This is a genomic window from Sphingomonas kyeonggiensis, assembly GCF_014196745.1.
Lineage (GTDB): Bacteria > Pseudomonadota > Alphaproteobacteria > Sphingomonadales > Sphingomonadaceae > Sphingomonas > Sphingomonas kyeonggiensis.
The window spans coordinates 145675-168946 of record NZ_JACIEH010000005.1; the positions used below are offsets into that span (position 1 = coordinate 145675).

Here is a 23272-nt window from a genome sequence, read left to right on the forward strand (position 1 = left end):
GTGTCACCGCCAGGTCTTGCGCATGCTGAGCCGAAAGGCCCGGCCGAGCGGATCAAGATAGCCGCGCTGATAGGCGAGCGGCACTACCCCCATCCTGTCCCGTACATCCGGCGCCTGATCGAGCAGATTGTCGATCGCCAGCAGGAAGCGCACGCCCTCGATCCACGGAAGCCTGCGCCGCAGCCCCTCCTGACGGTCCGGGAAGAAGAAGAGTCGCAGGTTGAGCGTGACGGGCTCGCCGAAGCGCAATTGCCCGGGCAGGCCGGGCGCGACGGTCTCCGCGCTCTTCCAGCTGGCAAAGGCACGCAGGCCGAAGCCATGATGTGTCGCGCTGAGCTGGGCATCGACCGAATGCCGCGGCGCGCGCAATCCTTCTCCGAGCAGGTTGTTGCCGAGCAGGTCGATCGGAGCCTGCCCGGCAGCGAGCACGACCCGGTCGGACAGCCGGATCGTGTCGTAGAGCGCGAACTGCAGTGTCGTGCCGCCCGCCCCGAAATAGTGCCCGCCGCCGAAATTGCCGCCGCCCGGCATCTTCGGCCCGCCCGCACTGCCCGGCGCCTGCCAGGAGCGATTGAAGTTGATACCGAAGCGGAGGCTCCGACGTGTCTCGCTGGCGATGTTGAGCGGGCGGGCATCGACGCTGGCGATCGCCCCGGTCGCATCGCGAAGGATCCGCTGCGGAAAGGCCGCCTCCATCTCCGGCGAGATGCCGGGAAAGGCAAGGATCGCATCGCGCGTCGTGACCTGGGTATAGGCGGCGATCAGCGACGCCGTCCTGGCCGGCTTGAAGGTCGCCTCCGCCTTGAACAGCGTTCGCACATCGTGGCGCAGGCCGGGGTCGCCGCCGTCCAGCCGCCCGGCCGTGACGCTTTGCCCGGTGGCATAGTCGTAGAAGCGCACGCCCGGAGTCGCAGTGATGGGATCGCCGAGCTGCCGGACCGTGGCCGGCGCCGATTCCCGGCTTCCCGAGATCAGCAGGCCGAGCCTGGGCCGGGGCGCCCAGCTCAGGGTCCAGCCGCGGTCGAGCGGCACCGAGGTGTCGGAATAGTCATGGGCAGCGGCGTTCACGCCGGCGGTGAGCGCCCCGACAGGACTATCCTTGTCGAGCAGGGGCAGTTCCAGGGAGAGCTGGCCATCGAACATCCGCCGGGTGAGCAGGCGCCCCGCCCCGTTCTCGTCCCGTGCGGAAAGTCGCTCCCCGCTGGCTCCTGCCTGGATGCTCAGCCCGACATCGCCGGCCGGCAAGGCGAAGACCGTGCCATGGGCGACGCCGTCGATCGCGATCGTGTCATCGATCCCGCGGCTGCTGCGCACCGGCCTGGGACCATCCGCGGCCGTATCGATGGTCGTGGCGACATGGTCGAGATTGGAGGTGATCGACCAGTTCCAACCCGCAAGCGCCCCATTGAACACGCTGCCGAGATGCCCGGTATCGGTGGTGGTCGTCCGGGCGAGCGCCTTGCCCGGGTCCGACTGCAACGGCCCCAGCAGGGCACGCGAAGTGAGCCGATCGGCACTCAAATTGCCGGTAAAGCCCAGCCCGTCATTCAGGGCACGGGCAAACACACCATTCGCACTGAACTGCCGGGTGAGCGGTACGAGCGTCCGCAGCGCGGCGTCGCCGGGCGGACGACCGGCGATCCCGCGCCGCGCCTCGCTGACATCGTCGCCAATCTGGTATTGCAGATCGAGCGTAATCCGGTTGTCGCCGGCGATCCGGACGAGGTTCGCCTCGGTGTTGAAGTCGTTGCGCGCCGTCGCCTCGGTCACCCGATCCTCGAGCTCGACCGTTGCCGAGGCGAAGCTCGGCTGCAGCACGACGTTGATGACCTTCTGGTGGGCGGGATAGCCGAAGCGCAGCGCCGCTTCCTCGGGCAGCACGTCCACACGCGACACTGCTTCGGGCGGCAGATTGCGGATTTCGGCCAGGGAGGAAATCCGGCGTCCGTTGAGCAGCACGACCGAGCCTTCCCCTGCCCGCCCCTGCGTGCCGCCGGCCTGGGCCGAAAGTTGGGCGATCACATCGCCGACATTGCTCGCGCCCAGCGCCTGCACCGCGTTCGTGTCGATCGAGGTCTCGGCGGGGATCGCGCCGCCGACTTCGCCCCGCGCGCGATTGGCGGTCACCACGATCTCGCTCGGCTCGCTTGCCGCACCCGGTTGTTCAGCCGATGACGGCTTTGCTTCCTGCGCATGCGCCGCTCCGGCGCCCAGTATCGGCGGCACGATACCCAGGCAAAGAAGGCCGGCGTGCCGAAGCGGCCGCCAGGCACGTGGTGCCGACGTCATGGATTCCCCTCTGGTGCGTTCGGGGCGGCTTATGGTTCGCTCGCCCTCGCCAAAACAGGGGGCTTTTCATTCTAGTTTTGCAATCTTCGGGCGTTTGGTGCCGGCCGATGCCGGTCACTCCCCAATATGTCACAAATGCCCGCCAAGGACGTCGGGTCGAGGAATGAGGCGCCCCCTATGAACATCTTGATCGTCGAGGATGATGCGGGGATCGCGCATTTCCTCCAGAGAGGCCTCAAGCATCACGGGCTGGAATGCGATATCGCGCTTTCGGGGCGCAGCGCCCTGTCGATGCTGTCGACCCGGAACTATGATGCGATGGTGCTCGACCGGATGATGCCGAATTTGGACGGCATGGAAGTCCTGCGCCGAAAGCCCGGCCATGTGCCGGTGCTGATGCTGAGCGCGCTCGGCACACTCGAGGACAGGATCGAGGGCCTGGACGCGGGCGCGGACGACTATCTGGTCAAGCCCTTTGAGGTCGCGGAGGTCATCGCCCGGCTCAACGCGATCGGGCGACGCGCCAAGGGCACCGAGCGCGGCGACATGCTGCGCGCCGGCGACCTCGAGATCGTGCTCACCACCTTCCGGGCATGGCGCCGCGGCAAGCCGCTCCATCTGAACAAGAAGGAGTTCGCGTTGCTCGCCGAATTGATGCGCAATGCCGGCCGGCCGGTCACGCGCATGATGCTGATCGAGGCGGTATGGGGCTATTCGTTCGAGCCTTCGACCAACATCATCGAGAGCAACATGAGCCGGCTGCGTGCCAAGCTCACGGTGCATGGTGATCCCGACCCGATCGAGACCGAACGGGGCTTTGGCTATATCCTGCACGTGGACGATGCTGCCTGACCGGCTGCGACCGCGCTCGGTCACCGGACTTGCCGGCGTATTCGGGATCGTTTGCGCACTCGCATCGGTGGCGATCGGCATAGCGCTCTACGCGCTGGCCAGCATGGCGTTCAATCAGGTCCAGGACGTTCGCCTGGCACGCGAGAAGACTCGTCTGCTAGCGCCTTTCGACGGGCACGCGCCGACTGTGGACGTCGTCGCCGCACGGATTGCCGAGCGGACCCACCAGCGCGCGATCAGCAGCATCGGCCACCGCCTCGTCGATGGGGCGGGGGTTCTGCGTGCCGGTACCGTCGAGTTCCAGCAGCAGCCACGCCAGGATGGAACCGTGTTCTTCCGCCAGCCAGGCGAAGCATGGGAAGCCGCCCGCGCGGTGGAGTTCACCCTGGCCGATGGCGGCCACCTGAGCATCGTCGCCGAAAGCGAGTCGATCGAGGATCTCGGTAAGGTCGTCTGGCCCCTGTTCGGCGCGGCGCTCGCGCTCTCGGCCGTCGCGGGCGCGCTGGCGAGCTGGCTGCTCGGCCGATCGATCTCGAGCCGGCTGTCGGCGATCGGAACCACGGCCAATGCAATCATCGCAGGCGACTATTCCCGACGCGTGCCCGTGGACTCGCTCGGAGGCACCTTTGCCGAGCAGGCGCGGACCTTCAACCGCATGCTCGACCGGATCGAGGCGCTCATGGACAATCTGCGCCAGGTCTCGAGCGACATCGCGCATGATCTGCGCACACCGCTCACCCGTCTGCAGGCGACCTTGCGTGCCGCGGCAGAATCCGACCTGTCCGAGAGCGAGCGCGCCGCGTTCATTGCGGCGGCGGGCCGGGAATGCGACGGTGTCCTCTCGCTGTTCGCCGCGCTCTTGCGGATCGGCGAGGTCCAGGCCGGTCGCCGCCGTCCCCAGGTAGCCAGCATCCAGCTGGATGCCCTCGTCGACGACGTGGTGGAATCCTACGTACCCGTCTTCGCGGACTCGGGGCGTTCCCTGCACCTCGCCGAATGCGATCGGTGCAGCATTCGGGGCGATGCCGATCTGTGCAACCAGCTGCTCGTCAATCTCATCGAGAACGCGCAGCTCCACACGCCGCCGGGCAGTGCCACCCAGGTGTCGCTACGCCGAAACGCCGGCGCGGTGCTTCTCACCGTGCGCGACAATGGGGTCGGCATCCCGGCAGAGGACCGGGAGGATGTGCTGCAGCGCTTCGTCCGCCTCGAACGCAGCCGAAGCACGCCGGGGCACGGCCTGGGACTCGCCCTGGTCGCGGCCATCGCCGGCTTTCATGAGGCGATCATCACGCTCGACGACGCGAAACCGGGCCTGATCGTCCGCATAGAATTTCCCGCCATCGACTGAGGGGCGACATTCTAATTTTGCAATGTAGCGCAGGAAGCACCGTTTCGGACGGGGCTGGTCACAAGACTGTCATTCGGCAAACCTAGCGCCACCCTTGCCCGGCCAGCAGCACTTCGCTGGCCCGCTTTGGGATTGACTGGAACATGACTCAGAAATGGTGTGCTGCGGCGCTTGCCGCGGCAGGAATTCTTGCGCCTATTCACAGCCTCGCACAGTCGTCGGCAAACAGCAGTTATCAAGTCGTCGATCATATTGCCGGCCCGGACGGTGGGTGGGACTTCGCAAGCGTCGATGAAGCCGCTGGACGTCTCTACGTCGCGCGCTCCGACGCGGTCATGACCGTGGACCTGGCGAGCAAGAGCGTGACCCCGGCCCTGGCACCCGCGCACCGCGCGCACGCCGTGCTGCCGTTGCCGGGCTCGAAAGAAATCGTCGAGACCGATGGCGAGAGCGGCCTGACCCGCTTCATCGACAGCGCAACCGGCGCCGTAACCGCCGAGATCGCAACCGGCGCCAAGCCCGACGCAGCCTTTGTCGATCCCGCGACCGGGCTGGTCGTCGTGATGAACGCCGGCGACGGCATGGTCGCGCTCGTCGATCCGGCGACGCACAAGCTCGCCGGCAAGATCGAAGTCGGCGGTGGCCTCGAGTTCGGCGTCGCGGACGGCAAGGGCCTGGGCTACATCAACCTCGAGGAAAATAACGCGATCGCGGTGGTCGACCTCAAGGCGCGCCGCCTGCTCAAGTCGATAGCGCTTCCCGGCTGCGAAGGGCCGACCGGCCTCGCCCTGGTTGCCGGCGGCACCCGCCTGATCAGCGCCTGCGCCAACAAGGTGGCGATGATCGTCGATGTCGCTGCTTCCAAGGTGATGGACAGCTTCGCGATCGGCACCGACCCCGATGCTGTCCTTGCCGACGAAAAGCGTGGCCTTGCCTTCATCCCCTGCGGCGGCACCGGCACGCTCGAAGTCGTCGATATCAAGGATGGCCGGCACATCCGCCAGATCGGAACGATCGAGACCCAGGTCGGCGCCAAGACCGGCGCAATCGATCCGCGTGACGGCCGCATCTATCTGCCGACGGCCACGCTCGCCGCTCCCGAGCCGGGCGCCAAGCGGGGCAAGCCGCTGCCCGGCAGCTTCGTCGTGCTCGTCCTCGCCCCCGTCCGCTCCTGAACCGCCAATCCAGAACCGGAGATTTCCGCATGACCTCGCGCAAGCATTTCGCACTGCTGTTCGCCACTGCCTGCATGGCGGTCCCTCTCGCCGCCCATGCCCAGCAGGCACCGGCCCCCAAGGCCACCAAGACCTTCAAGCTCCTCAAGGCCGAGGATTTCCCGGTCGACGGCATCGTGCCCGCACCGGTGCCGCGCGGCTCGGAGGCCGAGAATCTCGAGCTCGCCTATATGCACGCGCTGATCGCGGGCACCTCGCCTGAACGCCTGGAGCAGGCGCGCCGCGACGATGCGCATGAAGACCCGAGCATCTTCAACGAAGCCATGGGCGTCGATCTGAAGACGCTGCCCGCCACCTGGGAACTACTGAGCCTCGTGCACAACGAAGGCAACATGGCCGCGAACATCGCCAAGGAGCATTTTGCGCGCGTTCGTCCCTGGGGCGTCGATCCGACCATGCCGAACTGCGACGCGGGCAAGGGCAAGCAGCCGACCCGCAGCTATCCGAGCGGCCATTCGACGCTCGGCTATTCGGTCGGCCTGATGCTGGCGACGATCGCACCGAACAAGGCCGGGGCCGTGCTCGCCCGGGCCCGGGACTATGCGCTGAGCCGCGAGATCTGCGGCGTGCATTTCCCGTCGGACACCGAAGCCAGCCATGTGATCGGGACGATCGTGGTCGAGCGCATCCTTGCCGATCCGGCCGCCGCAAAGCGCATCGCCGCCGCTCGCGCCGAGCTCGCCCGCCTCAACCCGTAAGCCTTCGCACCATCGTCGAATGGGGGAAATCAGAATGAAGACATCCATGCGCATCGCGCTGCTGGTCGCCAGCAGCCTTCCGACGCTTGCCGGCGCCACTGCCGCACATGCCCAGAACGTCAACGTGGCGCCGGAGGACGACCAGTCGAAGTCGACCAGCGCCAACGATGCCGGCCAAGCGAATGACAAGCAGTCGCTCACGTCGTCCGACATCATCGTCACCGGTTCGCGCACCGCGGAGAGCGCGCCGCTGACCGCTTCGCTCACCACCACCCAGCCGCAATCGGCGATCAGCCGCGACTATATCGACAACACGACCCCGGCTGCCGACTTCAACGAGCTCATCGCGCTCACCCCGGGCGTCTCGATCACCGGAACCGGCAACGGCTATGGCTTTGGCGAGACCAAGGCCGTCATCCGCGGGTTCCAGGACGGCGAATATAACGTCACCTACGATTCGATCCCGTTCGGCGACACCAACAACCCGACCCATCACTCGACCGCCTTCTTCCCCTCGAACACCATCGAGACGGTCGTGGTCGACCGCGGCCCCGGCAATGCGAGCCAGCTCGGCCAGGCGAGCTATGGCGGCAACATCAACATGTATTCGCGTGGCGTGAAGGACCAGATGGGCGGGCAGGTCGAGGCGAGCGCCGGCCTGTGGAACTCGTTCATCGGCCGCGCCGAGTTCCAGAGCGGCGCGATCAAGAGCCTGGGTGGCACCCGCATCGTCCTGACCGGCCAGATCATGCAGTCGGACGGTGCCCTCACCTACTCGCCGGTCGCCGGCAAGAACCTCTACGGCAAGGCGGTCGTGCCGATCGGCGCATCCAACACGCTCACCATCATGAGCACCTGGAACCGCAACCACTATTACCAGTCGGACGTGACCAAGGGTGCGACCTGCGGCAGCGCCACCAAGGGCATCACCGGCTTCGCCAATGCCGCGGTCGGCGCGGACGGCCAGGCCCTGACCCAGCTGACCGGCGAGAATTGCGCCGCCAGCTCGAATGTCGGCGTCTATGGCAAGGACTATGGCCTGACCAACGATCCCAGGACGATCGATTACTGGCGCTACAACCGCACCGACAAGACCACCGACTTCTCCTATCTGCGCCTGCAGAGCGAGCTCGGTTCGGGCTTCTCGATGGACAATCGCGTCTACATGTACGGCTATACCAACAACACCCTGTCCGGAAACACCGGCACGGTGGTGTCGGGCTTCAGCGGAGCCGGCACCGCTGCCTCGCCCTATGTCGCGGTGACCAAGCCCGGGGACATCCTGGGCTATGACAAGATGAACAAGTACCGGGTGCTCGGCTATATCGGCCAGCTCAACTACGACTTCTCGTTCGGCAAGCTCCGCCTGGGCGGCTGGTACGAGCATGCCGTCACCGATCGCCACCTGGTCGACCTCGACATGACCACCGGCGCGCTGGCCTTCAACGAGAAGTTCAACAACGGCAACGGCACTGCCGCGCAGAACGCCCTGCCTTCGACTTCGCTCGCCGCGATCCAGTATGTCCAGCACTCGGACTGGAGCCAGTACCAGCTGTTCGGTGAAGCGGAGATCCGCCCGATCGAGGGATTGGCGATCACCCCGGGTGTCAAATATGTCCACTTCACCCGCGGCGTGGATGCACTGGTCAACCAGAAGTCGCGCGGCCAGATCAACACCAGCGCGACATGGACCAAGACGCTGCCATTCCTGACCGCCAATTGGGAGGCAATGCCCAACTGGTCCTTCTATGCCCAATATGCCCAGGGCATGTACGTGCCCGACCTGTCGAGCTTCTATTCGACCTCGGGCAAGCTTTCGACCGCACTCGATGCGCTGAAGCCCCAGACCACGACCAATTATCAGGTCGGAACCGTCTGGCACGGCGAGAAGGTCTCGGTCGATGTCGACGGCTATATCATCAACGTCAGCAACAAGATCGGCACCTGCACGACCGTGGGCTGCGACACCACGCTGCTCGTCAATATCGGCCAGGTCCGCTACAAGGGCGTCGAGGGCCAGCTCAGCCTGATGCCGCTCCACGGCCTTACGCTGTTCGGCAACGCCTCGTACAATTATGCGCACAGCGTGACGACCGGGGCGCAGATCGCCAAGGCGCCCTTCGGCACCGCGGCTCTCGGCTTCGTCTATCGCAACCAGGGCTTCCGCCTCTCGTTCGACCAGAAATATACCGGTTCACAATATGCGACCGAGTTCAGCGGCAATCCCAATCTGCGCCTCTATCGCATCAAGCCGTACAGCATCGGCCATTTCGCGATGAGCCAGGATATCGGGGACAATTTCCGCCTGGGCGTGACCGTGCAGAACGTGTTCGACAGCCGCGCGGTGACGGCGATCTCGAGCAGCGCCTCGGGGGCGCCGACCGCAACAGTGAACGGCACAAGCTACCAGAATGGCTATGGTCAGGGCGACCAATTCAACTTCCTGCCGCCCCGCTCCTTCCTGGTGGACGCGCGCGTGAAGTTCTGAACCGGCAGCGGCGGCCGGGATCGTTCCTGGCCGCCGTCTGCCCTCAGGCGTCGGCCCAGCGGCGCAGGAGATTGTGGTAGACGCCGGTCAACTCGATCACCGACTGGTCGTCATTGCCAAGCGTGCCGACCAGCCGCTGCACCGCCTGGTCGGTCTCGAACAGGATGCGCCGCGCGCTGTCGTCGCGGACCATCGACTGAATCCAGAAGAAGCTCGCCACCCGGCGTCCGCGCGTCACCGGCGCCACCCGGTGCAGGCTCGACGAGGGATAGAGGATCGCGTGCCCGGCCGGCAGCTTGACCGACTGCACGCCGAACTGGCCCTCGATCAGCAGCTCGCCGCCGTCATAGGCCGCGGGATCCTCGAGGAAGACCGTCATCGACAGGTCGCTGCGGATGCGGAACTCGGTGCCGCGCTGGATGCGGATCGCATTGTCGACATGGGTGTCGAACTTCTGCCCGCCGCCATAGCGGTTGAACAAAGGCGGGAAGACCTTGAGCGGCAGCGCGGCGGCGAAGAACAAAGGCGACTTGCCGAGCGCGTCGAGCACCATCGCGCCGGCCCGGCGATGCGCATCGCTGCCTTCGGGTAGCTGCTCGTTCTGCTTCGCCAGCGCCGATTGCGCGCCCGAAGTGGCATTACCATCGACCCACTCGGCCCCATCGATGATGCCGCGCAGCTGCACCACCTCTTCGTTCGAGAACAGGTCTGGAATGGCGATCAGCATGCCAGTGCCTCTGCCAGGTCAGGCCAGGGCGAGCCCAGGATCCAGCCCCGCATCTTCGCAGTGAAGGCCGGGGTCGCCGTCTTCCTGGCTTCGGCGATCCATCGCCGCGCCTCGTCCACCTGCCCGGCATCCAGCAGCATCCGGGCGTGATTGAACATGCCCCGGAAGTCGCCACCTCTGGCCGCCTCCGCATAGAAGCCAGCGGCCTTCGCCATGTCGCGTTCCACGACCCAGCCATCCTCGTGGAAGCTGCCGACATAGTTGATCGCCTTGGCGTTGCCCTGCCCCGCCGCCTTCTCGAACCAGGCCAGCGCAGCCGGCTTATCCTCGGCCACACCTTCACCGAGCGTCAGCGCGGTGGCGTAATTGTACATGCCCCAGTCGAGACCGTGCTCGGCGGCGACGCGGAAGCATTCGGCGGCGCGGGCCTTGTCGATGGCCGTGCCCCAGCCCAGGTCGTAGCAGCGCCCGACCATGTTGAGCCCCATTAGGTGGCCCTGTGCGGCGGCCTTGTTGAACCAGGCGAAGCCCTGGCGCGCCTCCCCGGCATCCAGCAGCATCTGCCCCCAGACCGCCTGGGCCTCGGCTACCCCCTGCTCTGCCCCAGCCTGAATCAGCGCCGCCCGCTCTTCCGGCGAACCGGAAAGGCGGGCGGCAACCTCCGCTGGGGAGAGCGATTGCAGATCGTCGCTCAGAACTTGATCCCGAGCGTCGCGAAGGCCGAGCGACCCGGCGCGATCGAAGCGTAGTGCGCCGTATAGGCCTGCGGGAAATAGACCTTGTCGGTCAGGTTCTGCACGTTGACGCTCACATCGAAATGCTCGTTGATCGTGTAGCCGATCCGGGCGTCGAAGCGCCAATATTCGGGGACGGTACGCACCAGCACCTTGGTGGCCGGGGTAAAGGTCGTCACGCCCGCCGCATTCTGGGTGAAGCTGCGATTGTCGCCATAGCCACCGAATACGCGGCTCATGTAGAAGGCGCCGCCACCGATGCTCAGGCCCTTCGTCGGCGTGACGTTCGCCCACAGGGTGAAGCTGTCCTTCGCGGTCTGCGTCGCCTGGCGGCCGGTGTTGACCGAGGGAACCAGCAGCGTCTTGGCCGGCTGGACAGTGACACCGCCCACCACCACGGCCGCCGCGGTCAGCGCGGTGAAGCCGCCATCGACGATCTTCGGATCGAGATGGGTATAGCCGCCGAACACGTTCAGCCACTTGGTGACGTTGCCGTTGAAGCTGAACTCGATGCCGCGGATGCGGCGCTTGCCGATGAACTGCACCGTATTGTCCTCGCCGGTGGCGCGGGCGTTGTCGGTGTCGGTCTGGAATGCGGCAAGCGTCAGCGAGAGCTGGTCGTCGAACAGCCCGGCCTTGGCGCCAATCTCGTAGCTCCTGGTCTTCTCGACCTTGAGACTGTCGAGCAGCGCGAGGTTCGCGTTCGTGTTAGTCGTCGGCAGCGCGTTCGCTTCCTGGCCCTCGCCGAGCAGGCTGTTCGGCGGCGTCGCTGCCGTCGCATAGCTCGCATAGAGGCTGGTATTGCGCGTCGGCTTGAACACCAAGCCGGCCTGCCAGTTGAAGATATTGTCGGTGCGCTCGAGGCTGAAGGCTTGATTGCCGGCCGGGATGGCCGGCGTCAGCTTCGACGTGAAGCGATCGAAGCGCCCGCCCAGATTGAGGATCAGCGACGGGGTCAGCGTGATCGAGTCGAAGGCATAGGCAGAGAGCGTGTGCGCATCGTTCTGGATCTCGGTGGTCGGGCCGCCCTTCACCACCGGTACCACCGTCGTCCCGGTGTCGCTGTTATAGTTGACCCACGGATCGTTCGGGTTCGGGTTGAACAGGCTGGTGCAATAGAAGCGCGCGAGCGCCGCCGGCGTGCAGCGCGGGGTGATGCCCGAGCCGCTGGCGGTGACATAGGTGCCGCGCCGCGCCTTCTCCCAGCTGATCTCGACGCCGGTCGCGAAGCTGTGCTTGATCGAGCCGGTCTCGAAGCTGCCAAACAGATCGGTCTGGTTGGTCAGCGCCTCGGCATAGCCATAGCGGGTATTGTTGCGGCGCCAGACCAGGCCGCCCGAGGTCGCGGTGGCTGCGGCGTTGGTGCCATAGACATTGCCCTGCTGGTCATCGGGCTGGGTGTAGATGTAGTTCTGCTCGTTATAGCTGTAGCGGCTGCTGTTGCGCAGCGTGACGCCGCCAAAGTCATGCTCGACGCGCAGGGTCGCCTGATGGGTATAGGCGTCGCGGAAATCGCGGCTCTTCAGGCCGTAGAAGTTGCTGCGGTCGACATGGCCGGTCACGCCGGCGATCGTCTTGACGTCGCCCATGGCCGGTTCGGAATAGATTTCGCCCGTGCCCGGCGCGTTGCCGACCGTGTAGAGATAGGGAATGCCGCTGTCGGGCAGCTCGTGCGTTTCGAGATAATAATAGGACGCGGTCAGCCGGGTGTCGGTGCCGAGGCCGATCGTCACCGAAGGCGCAACGCCCCAGCGGCGCTGCCAGATCGCGTCGCGACCGGCGAAATCCTGATCATGCCACATCGCCGCAACGCGCACGCCGACGGTGCCGCCCAGATACTGGTTCACATCGAGCGAGGCGTGCTTGTAGTCGGCGGTGCCGACGCTGCCGCTCGCGCGGACGAAGTTGGTCGCCTGCGGCGTCTTGGTGATGATGTTGATCGAGCCGCCCGCGCTGCCACGACCGCCCAGCGTCGAATCCGAGCCGCGTACGACTTGGACCTGCTCGATCGCAAAGGTGTCGCGCGCCTGGGCGGCGGTATCGCGCACGCCGTCGACAAAGGTCGATCCCTGGCTGTCGAAGCCACGAATGAAGGGGCGGTCGCCGACCGGATTGCCGCCTTCGGCAGCGCCAAAGGTGATGCCCGGCACGGTGCGCAGCGCGTCGGCAAGCGTGGTCGAGCCGGTCTGGTCGATCACGTCCTTGGGCAGGACGATCACCGAGCGCGGCGTATTCTGCAGCGTGGCGGTCGCCTTGGGGCCCTGCAGCTCGGTACGGGCGCCGGTGACGACGATCTGCTCGCGGTCCTGCGCGCTGCGGTCCTGGGCGTCCGGGCCGTCATTGCCGGGCGTCGGCTCGTTCTCGGCGGCATAGGCGGTCGCGGAGGAGGCGATGAAACCCACACAGGCAAGCGCGAGGAAGGACGCGCCGGAACGCGTGTTGGAAACGGACATAGGTAAGAAACCCCTTTTTCTCAAAGTCTCGACAGCCGCCTTATGGTCTTGCCGTCACGCATGATTCTAAGTCGCATTAGCGATGCCGGCGCGGGCTCTGCCCCTTGCGATACGGTTCAGGACGTGGCGTGGTCGAAGCGGTGCGCCAGCCGGGACTGGCCGTGTGCGACGCGCTCCAGGATGCCGCGCTGGCGCAACTGACTGGCATATTGCGGCGAGATTCCCGCCGCCCTCAGCTCGGCAGCCGAGACGGTGCCCCGCCCCCGCAGCCGTCGTATGACCTCGCCAGCACATAGGGAAGGCTGCGCCGCTACGATCGAGCCGGTCGAGCCGACAGCATGATCTCGCCCAAAGGCGTGGCCGCGCCTGGCATATGCGATGAGCCCTGTGGCTTGCGACATTGGCGTTCCCTGCGGTAGCTAATGCGAATTGATCGCAACTGAGCGTCGCCTTTACGCCTCGTGCCGCGCCTGCCAATCGGCAAAGCGAAACATTGGGATATTGTATAGAAATGCCAATGTTATCCCAATGTTGTAGCGTCAAAGCGCGCCAGGGCACGGCTGACAAGGCGCCGTACCGTGCCCAATCAAGGGCACAGACTGGCGGCGGATGCCGGTCCGGCGATAGGGTTCAAGCATGCGTATTCTGATCGTCGAGGATGATGCGGAGACCTGCGCCTTCATTGCGCGCGGGCTTACCGAGAACGGCCATGTCGTGGTGACCGCAGGGGACGGCCGTGACGGACTCTTCCACGCCACCGATGGCAGCTTCGACGTCCTCATCATCGATCGCATGGTGCCCGCACTCGACGGGCTTTCTCTGGTGAAGATGCTGCGCACGGGTCAATGCGCCACGCCCGTCCTGATGCTGACGGCGATGGGCGGTATCGACGACCGGGTCGAGGGGCTCGAAGCCGGGGCGGACGATTATCTGGTCAAGCCGTTCGCCTTCTCGGAGCTCGCCGCGCGCGTGCAGGCACTGGCCAGGCGGCCGGTACTTCAGGCCGATCCGGCCCGGATGACGGTGGGTGACATCGAACTCGACTTCGCGCGGCGCACAGTGCGCCGCGGTGGCCGTAAGGTCCTGCTGCAGCCGCGCGAGTTCCTGCTGCTGGCCGAGCTGATGCGCAATCCCGGGCGCATCGTCACCCGCACGATGCTGCTCGAGCGCGTCTGGGACCTGGATTTCGAGCCAAAGACCAACATCGTCGAAACCCATCTCAGCCGGCTGCGCGCCAAGCTCAATGCCGGCTTCGAGGAAGATGCCATCGAGACGGTTCGTGGCGCGGGCTATCGGGTGCGCGGCAACTGATGCGCATCCCGGGCCGCTCCACCTTCGGGCTCGCCGCGCTGATCAGCGTTGTGCTGACGCTGGGGACGCTGGCGATCGGACGCGTTGCCTATCACATCACCCATGAGGCGATCGAACGGCAGCTCGATCATCGCATCGAAGCCGAGACACGTGCACTTCTCATCGAGCCGGGCGCCGATCGCAGCGGGGCGATCGGCGCGGCGATCCAGCGCAGACTCGCCGCCCCAATTGCCCAGGATCTCGACTATCTCCTTGTCGACCGGTCCGGAGGGCGGATCGCGGGCAAACTCGATCCGGCGATGCCGCTCAAACCGGGCTATGAGGAATTCTTCCGCTCGCGGGACGGTCTGGTTGGGCAGGCAATGACGACACGCCTGCCGGACGGCGCGCTGCTGGTCGTCCGGGCCGACCGCGCGGGCCTTCGTCAGATCGACCGGCAACTCCGCGCGCTGTTCGACTGGTCGATCGCCGGTATGCTGCTGCTCGGACTCGGCGGGGCCTGGACGCTGGGAGCGCTGACCCGTGCCCGCCTGCGCCGCATGGACCGCGCCGCGTTGGCGATCATCGAAGGCGATCTCAGCCAGCGCATGCCGGTCAGCGGTTCCGGCAACGAGTTCGATCGTCTCGCCAGGACGCTCAACCAGATGCTCGATCGGATCGCGGCCTTGATGCTGAACCTGCGCCAGGTCTCCAGCGACGTCGCACACGACCTGCGCACTCCGCTCACGCGGCTGCGGCACCGGCTTGAAGAAGCAGTCCAAGGGGAAGACGCCGATCGCGCGGCTTCCGTCGAGGCCGCAATCGCCCAGGCCGACGAGTTGCTCGAGATCTTCGCTGCGCTACTGCGTATCTCCGAAGTCGAGGGGCTGGGCGTGCGCAAGCATTTCCGACCAGTGGACCTGAGCACGACCCTTACCGATTTCGCCGAGACCTTTCGCCCGGACGCGGAGCAGCGCGGCGATCGCTTCGAAGTCGACGTCGAACCCGGCCTGGAAGTTCTGGGCGACCGAAGGCTGCTGATCCAGCTGGCTTCCAACTTGCTGGACAACGCCCTGCACCACACGCCGCCGGGCGCCCATGTCCGGCTTGCCGCCCGCCATGCCAGCGGGAAAATACGCCTGTCCGTCAGCGACGACGGGCCGGGCATTCCACCGGAAGCCCGGGCACGGCTGTTCGAACGATTCAGCCGGGCCGATGCGAGCCGGTCCAGCGGCGGGCACGGGCTGGGTCTGGCGCTGGTCGCGGCGATCACCGCGGCCCATCACGGCACCGTCACACTATCGGACGGCCCAGGCTTCGAGATCGTGGTCAGCCTGCCGGCACGCGAGCCATAAGCATAGTCCGCAAACCAGAGCGAGCTTGGCCAGCGCAACCAGGACTCTAATTTTCCATTTATATCTCTGGTAGTTGTACCAAATTCAACCCGGCCTTTGCCGTGCTAAACTCCACCGCGCGGGATTCTCGCCGCTTCGGAACCCAACGCCTTGGCCGCATCGAGATGCGCTCAAGGGAGCATGTCCTTCGGCAAAGGCAGCCCTAGCGTCCTCGGCGAGTTCCCGAGCCCTCGAGTGAAATGACGCTCGCGGCGCCCAAGGCCACCGCTCGCGACCTAAGTCACTGATTTCCAATGATTCCAAATCAGTTTGGCGGAGAACCATCCCCACACAACCCATTGATTCTATTGGATTTTTTGAAAGTGGCGGAGAGGGTGGGATTCGAACCCACGTTACGGTCACCCGTAAACCGCATTTCGAGTGCGGCGCATTCGACCACTCTGCCACCTCTCCGCGAGGCGATTGTGCGCGGAACAAATCCGCGTCGGTCGCTGTGAGGGGCGGCCCCTAGCGCAGCGTTTCGGATACTGCAAGCGCATCCTTGTACCAAATCTCGGAGATATTAAATTAAGCCCATGACTCAGACGCCCGGCGCCTCTCCCGCTCCCTATGACCCCGGAGCCCCCATGCCCCCGGTCGCCACCGCGCGCTTCGCGATCGGCGAGGTCGTGCGCCACCGCCAGTTCGAATTCCGCGGCGTGATCTTCGACGTCGATCCGGTCTTCGCCAACAGCGAGGAATGGTACGAGGCGATCCCCGAGGACGTGCGCCCCCGCAAGGACCAGCCCTTCTACCATCTGCTCGCCGAGAACGACGAATCGAGCTATGTCGCCTATGTCAGCCAGCAGAATCTGGTGGCCGACGAAAGCGAGGAGCCGGTCGACCATCCGGCGATCAGCGGCCTTTTCGACGGCTACAAGGCGGGACGCTACACGTTGAAGCGCACGCACCGTCACTAAACTGCCCTTTATGGGTAGTTATTGGTTGACTTGAACGACTCTCTCCCTTAGCTGCGCCCTTCCTCCTGCCGGGGTGTAACCTTGGCGGGCACAAGCATTTGAACCAGAGAAGAGATCCGATGTTCGCTATCGTGCGCACGGGCGGCAAGCAGTATCGCGTTGCCGCAGGAGACAAGATCGTTGTCGAGAAGCTCGACGGCGAGGCCGGTTCGACGGTCACGCTCGGCGACGTTCTGCTCGCCGGCGAGGGTGGCGAACTGAAGTCGACCGACGGCCTGACCGTTTCGGCCGAGATCATCGCGCAGGCGAAGGGCGAGAAGGTCATCGTCTTCAAGAAGCGCCGCCGGCACAATTATCGCCGCAAGAACGGCCATCGCCAGAACCACACCATCCTGAAGATCACCGCGATCGGTGCCCAGGAAGCCAAGAAGGCCGCGCCGAAGGCGAAGAAGGCCGCCGCTCCCGCCGAGGCTGAAGCCCCGGCCGCGGAAGCGTAAGCGAAGATACGAGGAGTATAGACCATGGCACATAAGAAGGCAGGCGGTTCTTCGCGTAACGGTCGTGATTCGGCCGGTCGTCGTCTCGGCGTGAAGAAGTTCGGCAGCGAAGCAGTCGTCGCCGGCAACATCATCGTGCGCCAGCGCGGCACCAAGATCTATCCGGGCGTGAACGTGGGCATGGGCAAGGACCATACCCTTTTCGCGCTCGTCGACGGCCGCGTGTCGTTCAAGGAAGGCAAGCTGGGCCGCAAGTTCTGCTCGGTAGACCTTATTGCGGAAGCTGCCGAATAACATCGGGTGACCGACCGGGTTGCCCACCAGGGTGACCCGGGTTCGACGAACGAACCAGCTGAAAAGGGAGACGGGTCGCCCCGGCTCCCTTTTTTATTTCCTCCCTGACACCGCGGCGCAACAAGCTCGTCACACTAGCGTGGCGTGGGGCGTCGCAGGACCAAGGAGACGGTCATGTTCGTGCGAACGCAGAGACTGACATTGCGGCCCGGCTGGCCCGAGGACGCCCCTGCCCTGGCGCAGGCGATCGGCCATGAGAGCGTGGTGCGCAATCTCGCGCGTGCGCCCTGGCCCTATCATACCGAAGCGGCCGAGACCTTCCTCGCCAGTTTCGACGATCCGGTTGACCCCAAGTTCCTGGTGTTCGAGCACCGGGATGGCGCATTGCGCCTGATCGGCGGCACCGGGCTGAGCGTCTGGAAGGAAGAGCCCAACGAGTTCGGCTATTGGTACACCCCCGATGCCTGGGGCCGCGGCTTCGCGACCGAGGCCGGGCGTGCGGTGCTGCAGGCGGCGCGCGCCCGCGGCATCCGCCGGGTGACCGCCGGCCACTTCATCGACAACCCTGCCTCGGGCCGGGTGCTGCGCAAGCTCGGCTTCCGCCCGACCGGCCAGCTGGTGACGATGTACTCGCGCGGCCGCGGCTGCGACGTGACCAGCACCCGCTACGAGATCGACCTTTCGGAGGACGATTGCAGCGGCGGCGGCGATGAAGACCACCGAATGGCGGCATGATGCCAATGGCCCCTTCCCCAGCACCCTGAGGGAGGGGCCATCCAACCGCGGAAATGATTTGGCGCCGCGCGCCGTTGCACCGATAGCTACGCCCTGAACGGGGAGAGCGCATGGCTGCTTGGCAAGAAATCACCGGCTTGATCACGTCAAGCACAGGCAAAAGCGCGCTGCTTTCACTGTTCAGTGCCAGCCTCGGCTGGTTCGGCAATTCATTCGCCGGATGGTGGAAGAGCCGGGATCGGTATCATGCCTATGTCACATGGCAGACAGGCGAGACGATAAATGGCCCCCGGGAACAGCCTGTCATCGTAATACAGAGCGTTCATTCGCTGCCGATCAGCGTCACGCGGCTGAGGATACGGAACGGGTTTCGATGGCATACCCACGCATGGGCCTTCGATAGCGAGGATCCCGACTATCCGGAGCTGCCCCGCGCGATCGAACCGATGAAATCGACCACCTTCTGGTTGAACGGCGATGCCCTGACCGCTGCATCCGAGCAGAGTCGCCTGCTCAACTGGCTTTGGGTTCCCCGCGTGTACGTCAGCGTCGAAACCATGGGGCGCGGCGAACGCTCGTTCGTGGCCGAACGCGGCCTGAGATGGGATGCACGCCGAAAGCGATATCAGCGCTGAGGGGGAGGCATTGCGTAATCTCCCCGCTTTCCCCCTTGGAAATCATGCCCTAAGCCGTGCGTTTACGGGGACGACAAGCACCAGATGACCGCCGCACCACGCAAACGCCTTTCTCCCGAAGAATCCCGCGACGCCGCGCTCGAGGCCGCGCGCGAGCTGCTGCTCGAGGCGGGCCCCGGCGCGGTGACGCTGAAGGCGGTGGCGGCGAAGATCGGGCGGACGCATGCCAATCTGCTCCACCATTTCGGCTCGGCGGCGGGCCTGCAAAAGGCGCTGGCCGCCAGTATCGCCGGCAGCGTGACCGGCAAGATCGGCGCCGCGGTGATGCGCGCCCGCGCCGGCGCGGACCATGACGATCACGAGGTGGTGGACCTCACCTTCGATGCCTTCGACAAGGGCGGTGCCGGCGCCCTGGCGAGCTGGATGATCCTGACCGGCAACCAGGACGCGCTCGATCCGATCCTGGAGGCGATCCACAGGCTGGTGGACGAGCTGGCCGAGGGGCATGACGACAAGACCCATTCGCTCCACGAGGAGACGCTGCAGCTGGTACTGATGGCGGTGGGCGACGCGCTGCTCGGCGCACCGATGGCCCGGGCGCTCGGCCTGCCGCGGAACAAGGCCCGCGAGATCGCCGCGGCGCAGCTGTCGCGCACGATGGGCGAGCATCACGGACACACGCATCCCTGCAAGGAGTGAGTGCAATGATCCTGTTCCCGATCGCGCTGCTGGCGCTGAGCGTGCCGGACAAGACCTGCAACCTCTCCGCGCAATGGGGCGACAAGCTCCCGAAGAAGAGCGCCAGCGCCCATGAGGTGCGCGACCAGGGCGGCCAGGCGCTCTGGGGCATCCTGCCCGCGAGCGACACCTCGCTGGAGGATTTCTCCAGCGGCGCCGGCCGCGAGACGCCGCGCCGGCCGATCATCCTCTACGCCGCCGGCACCGATTGCGCGGTGGTCGAACGCTATGCGGCGATCATCGAGGCCTCGGCCAATTGCGCACCGGACTGGTGCGTGGTGAGCTACAAGCCGGCGCCGCCGCTGGCGGCGAAGCCTTAGGAGCCCCCCCTCCAACCCTCCCCGCGGGAGGGTTGAGCAAGCTACTCCGCCGCTGCCCGACCGGCGCGGCGCGCTTCCAGCGCCATCGCCTCGTCCACTGCAGTGGCGAGGCTCGCAATGGTGAAGGGCTTGCGCAGCACGATGCGGCCGCCGAACATCGCCGCGTCCGCCTCGCCCGCGAAGCCGGTGACGAACAGCACGGCGACGCCGTCGATCCGGTCGCCGAGCGCGGCGATCATCTCCGGTCCGGTCTGGCCGGGCATCAGCACGTCCGAGACGATCAGGTCGAGGCCCGGCACCAGTGCGAGTGCGGAGGGCGCCGCGAGCGGATCGTCGCAGCCCGTGGCACTGTGGCCCAGTTCCTCGAGTGCCCCCAGCGTTGCCGCCAGCACGCGCGGATCGTCCTCGACCACCAGAATCTCCAGCGGCCGGCCGACATGCTCGGCCGGGGCCTCGGCTTCGGTGGCGGCCTGCGCCACTTCGCCCTCGCCGAGATGGCGGGGCATGTAGAGCGTCACGCGGGTGCCCTGGCCCGGCGCGGTGTCGATGCCGATCTCGCCACCCGACTGGCGGACGAAGCCGAAGATCTGGCTGAGCCCCAGCCCGGTGCCCTTGCCGACCGGCTTGGTGGTGAAAAACGGCTCGAACACGCGGCCGAGCACTTCGGGCGTCATGCCCATGCCGGTGTCGCCCACTTCGATCGTGACATAGTCGCCCGCCACGCACTCGCCGACCTGGTTCTCGGCCAGGCTGGTGCCGCCCGTGACGAAGCTGAGGGTCCCCTGCCCCTCCATCGCGTCGCGCGCATTCACCGCAAGATTGAGCAGCGCATTTTCCAGCTGGTGGCGATCGACCCAGATCCGCCAATCCATGCCGGCGTCGGAGGTCGCCACCGCGATGCCGTCGCCCAGAGTGCGGTCGAGCAGGTCGGCCATGCCGTCGATCAGCGCGCCGGCCTCCACCGCCTCGGGAAGCAGCGGCTCGGCGCGGGAAAAGGCGAGCAGGCGGCGGGTGAGCGCTGCGGCTCGGTTGGCCCCCTCCATCGCATTCTCGATATGGCGCTGCGCATCGGGTCCGCCGGTGTGGAGATGGCGCTTAGCGAGCTCCAACCCGCCTAGAACCACCGCCAGCATATTGTTGAAATCATGGGCGATGCCGCCAGTGAGCTGGCCGACCGCCTCCATCTTCTGCGCCTGGCGGAGCTGTTCCTGCGCCGCCTCGCGCTCGGCGGCCTGGGTGCGCAGCTGCGCGGTCGCATCGGCGACGGCGCGCTGCAGCTCGACGGAGCGCTCACGCTCGGTCTCGGCATTGGCATCGGCGACCGCACGCTCGCCCTGCGCCTCGATCGCCAGCCAGCCGAGCAGCACCGCGCCGAGGACGATCAGAACGCCGAAAGCGGTGAGCACCCGCGCTGCCAGGCCCGAATTGGCGAGCAGGTCGGCCGCCGCCTTAGTGCGGTCGTGCAGAATGATCCGCTCGGCATCGACGACTTCGTTGAGCACCTGTTCCAGCTGGGCGCGGGCCGGGCTCATCCGGACCTGGTAGTAGCTGCCCCAGGCGTCGCGGTGACGCTTGTAGGTCGAATAGAGCGCAGTGCCGGAAAGCTCCTTGCCGCGGGCGTCGAAGGCCTGTTTCAGCCGGACCATGCGGGCCTGCTGATCGGGATTGTCGGCGGTGATCTGCTTCAGCCGGGTGAGCTGCTCGCCGGCACGGGCCCATTGGTCGCCATATTGCTGGCCGAGATTCTTGTCGGCACTCACCACATAGCGGCCGAGCGCTGCCTCCGCCCCGGCGATCGCGCCGGAGAGCTGGTTGGCGCGCATGATCACGTCGAACGTGTGCTGCTGGCGCGCGATCGCACGGTCACGCTCGGCGTCGGTACGCTGCTGGAGGAGGGCCACCGCGACGAGCACGGCGATCCCCAGCAGCGCAAGCGCGCCGAGCATCAGGAACCGCCAGTTCGTCGCGCGAACCGCACGCTCCAGAGCGGTGTTACTCTCACTCATTACGGGGTCGTTTTTAGTCGAGCCCGTGCGCACAGAAAAGAGTCCTTAGCCGATAACGCCCACGGCCTGGCCCGCCGCCTTGAACATGCCCAGCACGCGCTGGATCTGCTCGGCGGTGTGCTCGGCGCAGAGGGAGCAGCGCAGCAGGAAGGTACCGGCCGGCGTCGCGGGCGGACGGGCGAGGTTCACATAGAGGCCGCCCTCGAGCAGCGCCTGCCACATCATCGCGCCCTGGACCTGATCCTCGAGGATCACCGCGATGATCGCCGAATCGGGGTTCTCGGTGCCGAGCTTGAAGCCCATTTCCTTAAGGCCGCCGTGCAGCGTGCGGGCATTCTCCCACAGATGCGCGCGCTTGTTGTGGGCATGCATCAGCTTGCGGATCGAAGTCGCCGCGGTCGCCACGACGCTGGGCGGCAGCGAGGCGGTGAAGATGTACGGACGGCAGGCAAGGCGGATCGCCTCGAACTTCGGGTGGTTCGACACGCAGAAGCCACCGACGGTGCCGACCGACTTGGAGAAGGTGCCGACGACGAAATCGACCTGGCCTTCCAGGCCCTGCTCTTCATAGACGCCGCGACCGTTCGGGCCGAAAAAGCCCATCGAGTGCGCCTCGTCCGACAGCACCATCGCGCCGTGCTTCTTGGCGACCTCGACCATTTCCTTCAGCGGGGCGATGTCGCCGAGCATCGAATAGACGCCCTCGAGCACCACCAGCTTGCCGGCTTCCTTGGGCAGGCGGCCGAGGCGCTTGTCGAGATCCTCGACGCTGTTGTGGCGGAACCGGACGATCTCGGCATTGCCCTGCTTGCAGCCGTCATAGATCGAGGCGTGGCTGTCCGCATCGAGGATGACGTATTCGCCCTTCCCCACCAAAGTGGAGATCATGCCGAGATTGGCCATGTAGCCGGTCGAGAACACGATCGCGCCGGTGACGCCGTAGAAGTCGCGCAGCGCCTGCTCGACTTCCATGTGATCGTGGAAGGTGCCGTTGAGCATGCGGCTGCCATTGGTGCCGGAGCCGAACTTCTCCAGCGCGTCCTTGCCGGCCTGGATCACGTCCGGATCGAACGTCATGCCCATGTAGTTGTAGGTGCCGAGCAGGATCGTGTCCTTGCCCTTGATCACCGCCTCGGTGGGCGACTTCACCTGCTCCATCACCACCGCGTAGGGATCGGTGACGCCGCTGGCGAGCAGGCGCTCGCGCTCGTTGATCAGCGCGTCGAACTTCGACATCAGGTCGGTTTCGGGAGCGACTTCGGCCGGGTTGGCGGGGAGCGCGTCGGCGGTGTTCAGGCCATCGGTCACGTCAAATCAGCCCTTGAGCTTCTGTACCGCATCGACCAGCTGGCCGATATTCTCGATCTCGGCCTGCATGTTCATCGTGATGATGATGTCGAACTCGTCCTCGATCGCCGCGACGAAATCCATCACGGTCAGGCTGTCCCACTCCAGGTCCCCGGCGAAGGTGGTGCTGTCGGTCAGCGCGACGCCCTTCTTGTTGAAGGGTTCGATCTGGGTGGTGACGGTCTCGAAGACGGAAGCGCGGTCGGTCATGGGGTCCCTCTAGTGATATCGTTACCCAGTGCCAAGCGATTGCGGCGGAAACGGGCCAC

Annotated in this window: 22 protein-coding genes and 1 tRNA gene; 14 read left to right on the forward strand and 9 right to left on the reverse strand. The window is 65.9% G+C overall.

Going from position 1 to position 23272, the window contains the following annotated elements:
* Window positions 1–3 precede the first annotated feature (3 nt).
* On the reverse strand, window positions 4–2289 hold the full coding sequence (locus GGR46_RS23535; protein WP_184000523.1) for a TonB-dependent receptor: 2286 nt from the start codon (window positions 2287–2289) through the stop codon (window positions 4–6).
* Window positions 2290–2466: 177 nt separating this feature from the next.
* Here GGR46_RS23535 and GGR46_RS23540 point away from each other — a divergent pair, with 177 nt between their 5' ends.
* The 5 genes from GGR46_RS23540 to GGR46_RS23560 all read left to right on the forward strand — a co-directional run bounded on the left by GGR46_RS23540 (window position 2467) and on the right by GGR46_RS23560 (window position 8913).
* Window positions 2467–3141 carry a response regulator transcription factor gene (locus GGR46_RS23540; RefSeq protein ID WP_184000524.1) on the forward strand — a complete coding sequence of 225 codons (675 nt, stop codon included), beginning with the start codon at window positions 2467–2469 and terminating at the stop codon, window positions 3139–3141.
* Window positions 3131–4492 carry a sensor histidine kinase gene (locus GGR46_RS23545; protein WP_184000525.1) on the forward strand — a complete coding sequence of 454 codons (1362 nt, stop codon included), beginning with the start codon at window positions 3131–3133 and terminating at the stop codon, window positions 4490–4492. Before GGR46_RS23540 ends, GGR46_RS23545 begins: the two co-directional genes overlap by 11 nt.
* 335 nt (window positions 4493–4827) lie before the next feature.
* Complete coding sequence (locus GGR46_RS23550; RefSeq protein ID WP_246426335.1) at window positions 4828–5667, forward strand: YncE family protein; 840 nt, start codon at window positions 4828–4830, stop codon at window positions 5665–5667.
* A gap of 29 nt (window positions 5668–5696) precedes the next feature.
* A complete protein-coding gene (locus GGR46_RS23555) occupies window positions 5697–6425 on the forward strand; it encodes a phosphatase PAP2 family protein (protein ID WP_184000527.1) in 729 nt (242 codons plus the stop codon).
* Between the two features lie 34 nt (window positions 6426–6459).
* Entirely contained in the window at window positions 6460–8913 is a 2454-nt protein-coding gene (locus GGR46_RS23560) for a TonB-dependent receptor (protein WP_184000528.1), read from the forward strand.
* A 43-nt stretch (window positions 8914–8956) separates the two neighbouring features.
* On the opposite strand, the gene GGR46_RS23565 is transcribed toward GGR46_RS23560, so the two are convergent.
* The 4 genes from GGR46_RS23565 to GGR46_RS23580 all read right to left on the reverse strand — a co-directional run bounded on the left by GGR46_RS23565 (window position 8957) and on the right by GGR46_RS23580 (window position 13228).
* Window positions 8957–9640: a Fe2+-dependent dioxygenase gene (locus GGR46_RS23565; protein ID WP_184000529.1), complete on the reverse strand. Its 684-nt coding sequence runs from the start codon at window positions 9638–9640 to the stop codon at window positions 8957–8959.
* Window positions 9634–10200: a tetratricopeptide repeat protein gene (locus tag GGR46_RS23570; protein WP_343058335.1), complete on the reverse strand. Its 567-nt coding sequence runs from the start codon at window positions 10198–10200 to the stop codon at window positions 9634–9636. Before GGR46_RS23570 ends, GGR46_RS23565 begins: the two co-directional genes overlap by 7 nt.
* 131 nt (window positions 10201–10331) lie before the next feature.
* Window positions 10332–12827, reverse strand: a complete 2496-nt coding sequence (locus GGR46_RS23575) for a TonB-dependent receptor (protein ID WP_184000530.1) — start codon at window positions 12825–12827, stop codon at window positions 10332–10334.
* A 116-nt stretch (window positions 12828–12943) separates the two neighbouring features.
* The gene (locus GGR46_RS23580; protein ID WP_184000531.1) at window positions 12944–13228 is read right to left on the reverse strand and encodes a type IV toxin-antitoxin system AbiEi family antitoxin domain-containing protein; all 285 of its coding nucleotides are present in this window, start codon (window positions 13226–13228) and stop codon (window positions 12944–12946) included.
* 235 nt (window positions 13229–13463) lie between these two features.
* Between GGR46_RS23580 and GGR46_RS23585 the strand changes: the two genes are divergently transcribed.
* Both GGR46_RS23585 and GGR46_RS23590 read left to right on the forward strand, forming a co-directional pair.
* Window positions 13464–14138: a response regulator transcription factor gene (locus GGR46_RS23585; RefSeq protein ID WP_184000532.1), complete on the forward strand. Its 675-nt coding sequence runs from the start codon at window positions 13464–13466 to the stop codon at window positions 14136–14138.
* Window positions 14138–15472: a sensor histidine kinase gene (locus tag GGR46_RS23590; protein ID WP_184000533.1), complete on the forward strand. Its 1335-nt coding sequence runs from the start codon at window positions 14138–14140 to the stop codon at window positions 15470–15472. The genes GGR46_RS23585 and GGR46_RS23590 overlap by 1 nt, the downstream gene beginning before the upstream one ends.
* A gap of 363 nt (window positions 15473–15835) precedes the next feature.
* Here GGR46_RS23590 and GGR46_RS23595 read toward each other — a convergent pair.
* Window positions 15836–15925 (reverse strand) — tRNA-Ser (locus tag GGR46_RS23595).
* A gap of 122 nt (window positions 15926–16047) precedes the next feature.
* On the opposite strand from GGR46_RS23595, the gene hspQ reads away from it, so the two are divergent.
* The 7 genes from hspQ to GGR46_RS23630 all read left to right on the forward strand — a co-directional run bounded on the left by hspQ (window position 16048) and on the right by GGR46_RS23630 (window position 19650).
* The gene (gene hspQ, locus GGR46_RS23600; RefSeq protein WP_425506603.1) at window positions 16048–16431 is read left to right on the forward strand and encodes a heat shock protein HspQ; all 384 of its coding nucleotides are present in this window, start codon (window positions 16048–16050) and stop codon (window positions 16429–16431) included.
* 119 nt (window positions 16432–16550) lie between these two features.
* Window positions 16551–16928 (forward strand): 50S ribosomal protein L21, encoded by a 378-nt coding sequence (rplU, locus tag GGR46_RS23605; protein WP_184000535.1) that lies wholly within the window; start codon window positions 16551–16553, stop codon window positions 16926–16928.
* A gap of 24 nt (window positions 16929–16952) precedes the next feature.
* Complete coding sequence (gene rpmA, locus GGR46_RS23610) at window positions 16953–17222, forward strand: 50S ribosomal protein L27 (RefSeq protein ID WP_184000536.1); 270 nt, start codon at window positions 16953–16955, stop codon at window positions 17220–17222.
* 174 nt (window positions 17223–17396) lie between these two features.
* Window positions 17397–17957 carry a GNAT family N-acetyltransferase gene (locus GGR46_RS23615; protein ID WP_184000537.1) on the forward strand — a complete coding sequence of 187 codons (561 nt, stop codon included), beginning with the start codon at window positions 17397–17399 and terminating at the stop codon, window positions 17955–17957.
* Between the two features lie 110 nt (window positions 17958–18067).
* Window positions 18068–18592 (forward strand): hypothetical protein, encoded by a 525-nt coding sequence (locus tag GGR46_RS23620; RefSeq protein WP_184000538.1) that lies wholly within the window; start codon window positions 18068–18070, stop codon window positions 18590–18592.
* 84 nt (window positions 18593–18676) lie between these two features.
* Window positions 18677–19291, forward strand: a complete 615-nt coding sequence (locus GGR46_RS23625) for a TetR/AcrR family transcriptional regulator (RefSeq protein ID WP_184000539.1) — start codon at window positions 18677–18679, stop codon at window positions 19289–19291.
* Between the two features lie 5 nt (window positions 19292–19296).
* On the forward strand, window positions 19297–19650 hold the full coding sequence (locus GGR46_RS23630; RefSeq protein WP_184000540.1) for a hypothetical protein: 354 nt from the start codon (window positions 19297–19299) through the stop codon (window positions 19648–19650).
* A gap of 41 nt (window positions 19651–19691) precedes the next feature.
* On the opposite strand, the gene GGR46_RS23635 is transcribed toward GGR46_RS23630, so the two are convergent.
* The 3 genes from GGR46_RS23635 to GGR46_RS23645 all read right to left on the reverse strand — a co-directional run bounded on the left by GGR46_RS23635 (window position 19692) and on the right by GGR46_RS23645 (window position 23213).
* Window positions 19692–21656, reverse strand: coding sequence for an ATP-binding protein (locus GGR46_RS23635; protein ID WP_184000541.1), 1965 nt, complete (start codon window positions 21654–21656; stop codon window positions 19692–19694).
* 45 nt (window positions 21657–21701) lie between these two features.
* On the reverse strand, window positions 21702–22892 hold the full coding sequence (gene spt, locus GGR46_RS23640) for a serine palmitoyltransferase (RefSeq protein ID WP_184000665.1): 1191 nt from the start codon (window positions 22890–22892) through the stop codon (window positions 21702–21704).
* A gap of 78 nt (window positions 22893–22970) precedes the next feature.
* Window positions 22971–23213, reverse strand: a complete 243-nt coding sequence (locus GGR46_RS23645; RefSeq protein WP_184000542.1) for an acyl carrier protein — start codon at window positions 23211–23213, stop codon at window positions 22971–22973.
* Between the last annotated feature and the right edge of the window lie 59 nt (window positions 23214–23272).

What these genes read in the sequence shown, in the direction of transcription:
- GGR46_RS23535 (WP_184000523.1), bottom strand. Translation starts at nt 2,289, where the DNA reads ATGACGTCGGCACCACGTGCCTGGCGGCCGCTTCGGCACGCCGGCCTT.
- GGR46_RS23540 (WP_184000524.1), top strand. Translation starts at nt 2,467, where the DNA reads ATGAACATCTTGATCGTCGAGGATGATGCGGGGATCGCGCATTTCCTC.
- GGR46_RS23545 (WP_184000525.1), top strand. Translation starts at nt 3,131, where the DNA reads ATGCTGCCTGACCGGCTGCGACCGCGCTCGGTCACCGGACTTGCCGGC.
- GGR46_RS23550 (WP_246426335.1), top strand. Translation starts at nt 4,828, where the DNA reads ATGACCGTGGACCTGGCGAGCAAGAGCGTGACCCCGGCCCTGGCACCC.
- GGR46_RS23555 (WP_184000527.1), top strand. Translation starts at nt 5,697, where the DNA reads ATGACCTCGCGCAAGCATTTCGCACTGCTGTTCGCCACTGCCTGCATG.
- GGR46_RS23560 (WP_184000528.1), top strand. Translation starts at nt 6,460, where the DNA reads ATGAAGACATCCATGCGCATCGCGCTGCTGGTCGCCAGCAGCCTTCCG.
- GGR46_RS23565 (WP_184000529.1), bottom strand. Translation starts at nt 9,640, where the DNA reads ATGCTGATCGCCATTCCAGACCTGTTCTCGAACGAAGAGGTGGTGCAG.
- GGR46_RS23570 (WP_343058335.1), bottom strand. Translation starts at nt 10,200, where the DNA reads ATGCTGCTGGATGCCGGGGAGGCGCGCCAGGGCTTCGCCTGGTTCAAC.
- GGR46_RS23575 (WP_184000530.1), bottom strand. Translation starts at nt 12,827, where the DNA reads ATGTCCGTTTCCAACACGCGTTCCGGCGCGTCCTTCCTCGCGCTTGCC.
- GGR46_RS23580 (WP_184000531.1), bottom strand. Translation starts at nt 13,228, where the DNA reads ATGTCGCAAGCCACAGGGCTCATCGCATATGCCAGGCGCGGCCACGCC.
- GGR46_RS23585 (WP_184000532.1), top strand. Translation starts at nt 13,464, where the DNA reads ATGCGTATTCTGATCGTCGAGGATGATGCGGAGACCTGCGCCTTCATT.
- GGR46_RS23590 (WP_184000533.1), top strand. Translation starts at nt 14,138, where the DNA reads ATGCGCATCCCGGGCCGCTCCACCTTCGGGCTCGCCGCGCTGATCAGC.
- hspQ (WP_425506603.1), top strand. Translation starts at nt 16,048, where the DNA reads ATGACTCAGACGCCCGGCGCCTCTCCCGCTCCCTATGACCCCGGAGCC.
- rplU (WP_184000535.1), top strand. Translation starts at nt 16,551, where the DNA reads ATGTTCGCTATCGTGCGCACGGGCGGCAAGCAGTATCGCGTTGCCGCA.
- rpmA (WP_184000536.1), top strand. Translation starts at nt 16,953, where the DNA reads ATGGCACATAAGAAGGCAGGCGGTTCTTCGCGTAACGGTCGTGATTCG.
- GGR46_RS23615 (WP_184000537.1), top strand. Translation starts at nt 17,397, where the DNA reads ATGTTCGTGCGAACGCAGAGACTGACATTGCGGCCCGGCTGGCCCGAG.
- GGR46_RS23620 (WP_184000538.1), top strand. Translation starts at nt 18,068, where the DNA reads ATGGCTGCTTGGCAAGAAATCACCGGCTTGATCACGTCAAGCACAGGC.
- GGR46_RS23625 (WP_184000539.1), top strand. Translation starts at nt 18,677, where the DNA reads ATGACCGCCGCACCACGCAAACGCCTTTCTCCCGAAGAATCCCGCGAC.
- GGR46_RS23630 (WP_184000540.1), top strand. Translation starts at nt 19,297, where the DNA reads ATGATCCTGTTCCCGATCGCGCTGCTGGCGCTGAGCGTGCCGGACAAG.
- GGR46_RS23635 (WP_184000541.1), bottom strand. Translation starts at nt 21,656, where the DNA reads ATGAGTGAGAGTAACACCGCTCTGGAGCGTGCGGTTCGCGCGACGAAC.
- spt (WP_184000665.1), bottom strand. Translation starts at nt 22,892, where the DNA reads ATGTCGAAGTTCGACGCGCTGATCAACGAGCGCGAGCGCCTGCTCGCC.
- GGR46_RS23645 (WP_184000542.1), bottom strand. Translation starts at nt 23,213, where the DNA reads ATGACCGACCGCGCTTCCGTCTTCGAGACCGTCACCACCCAGATCGAA.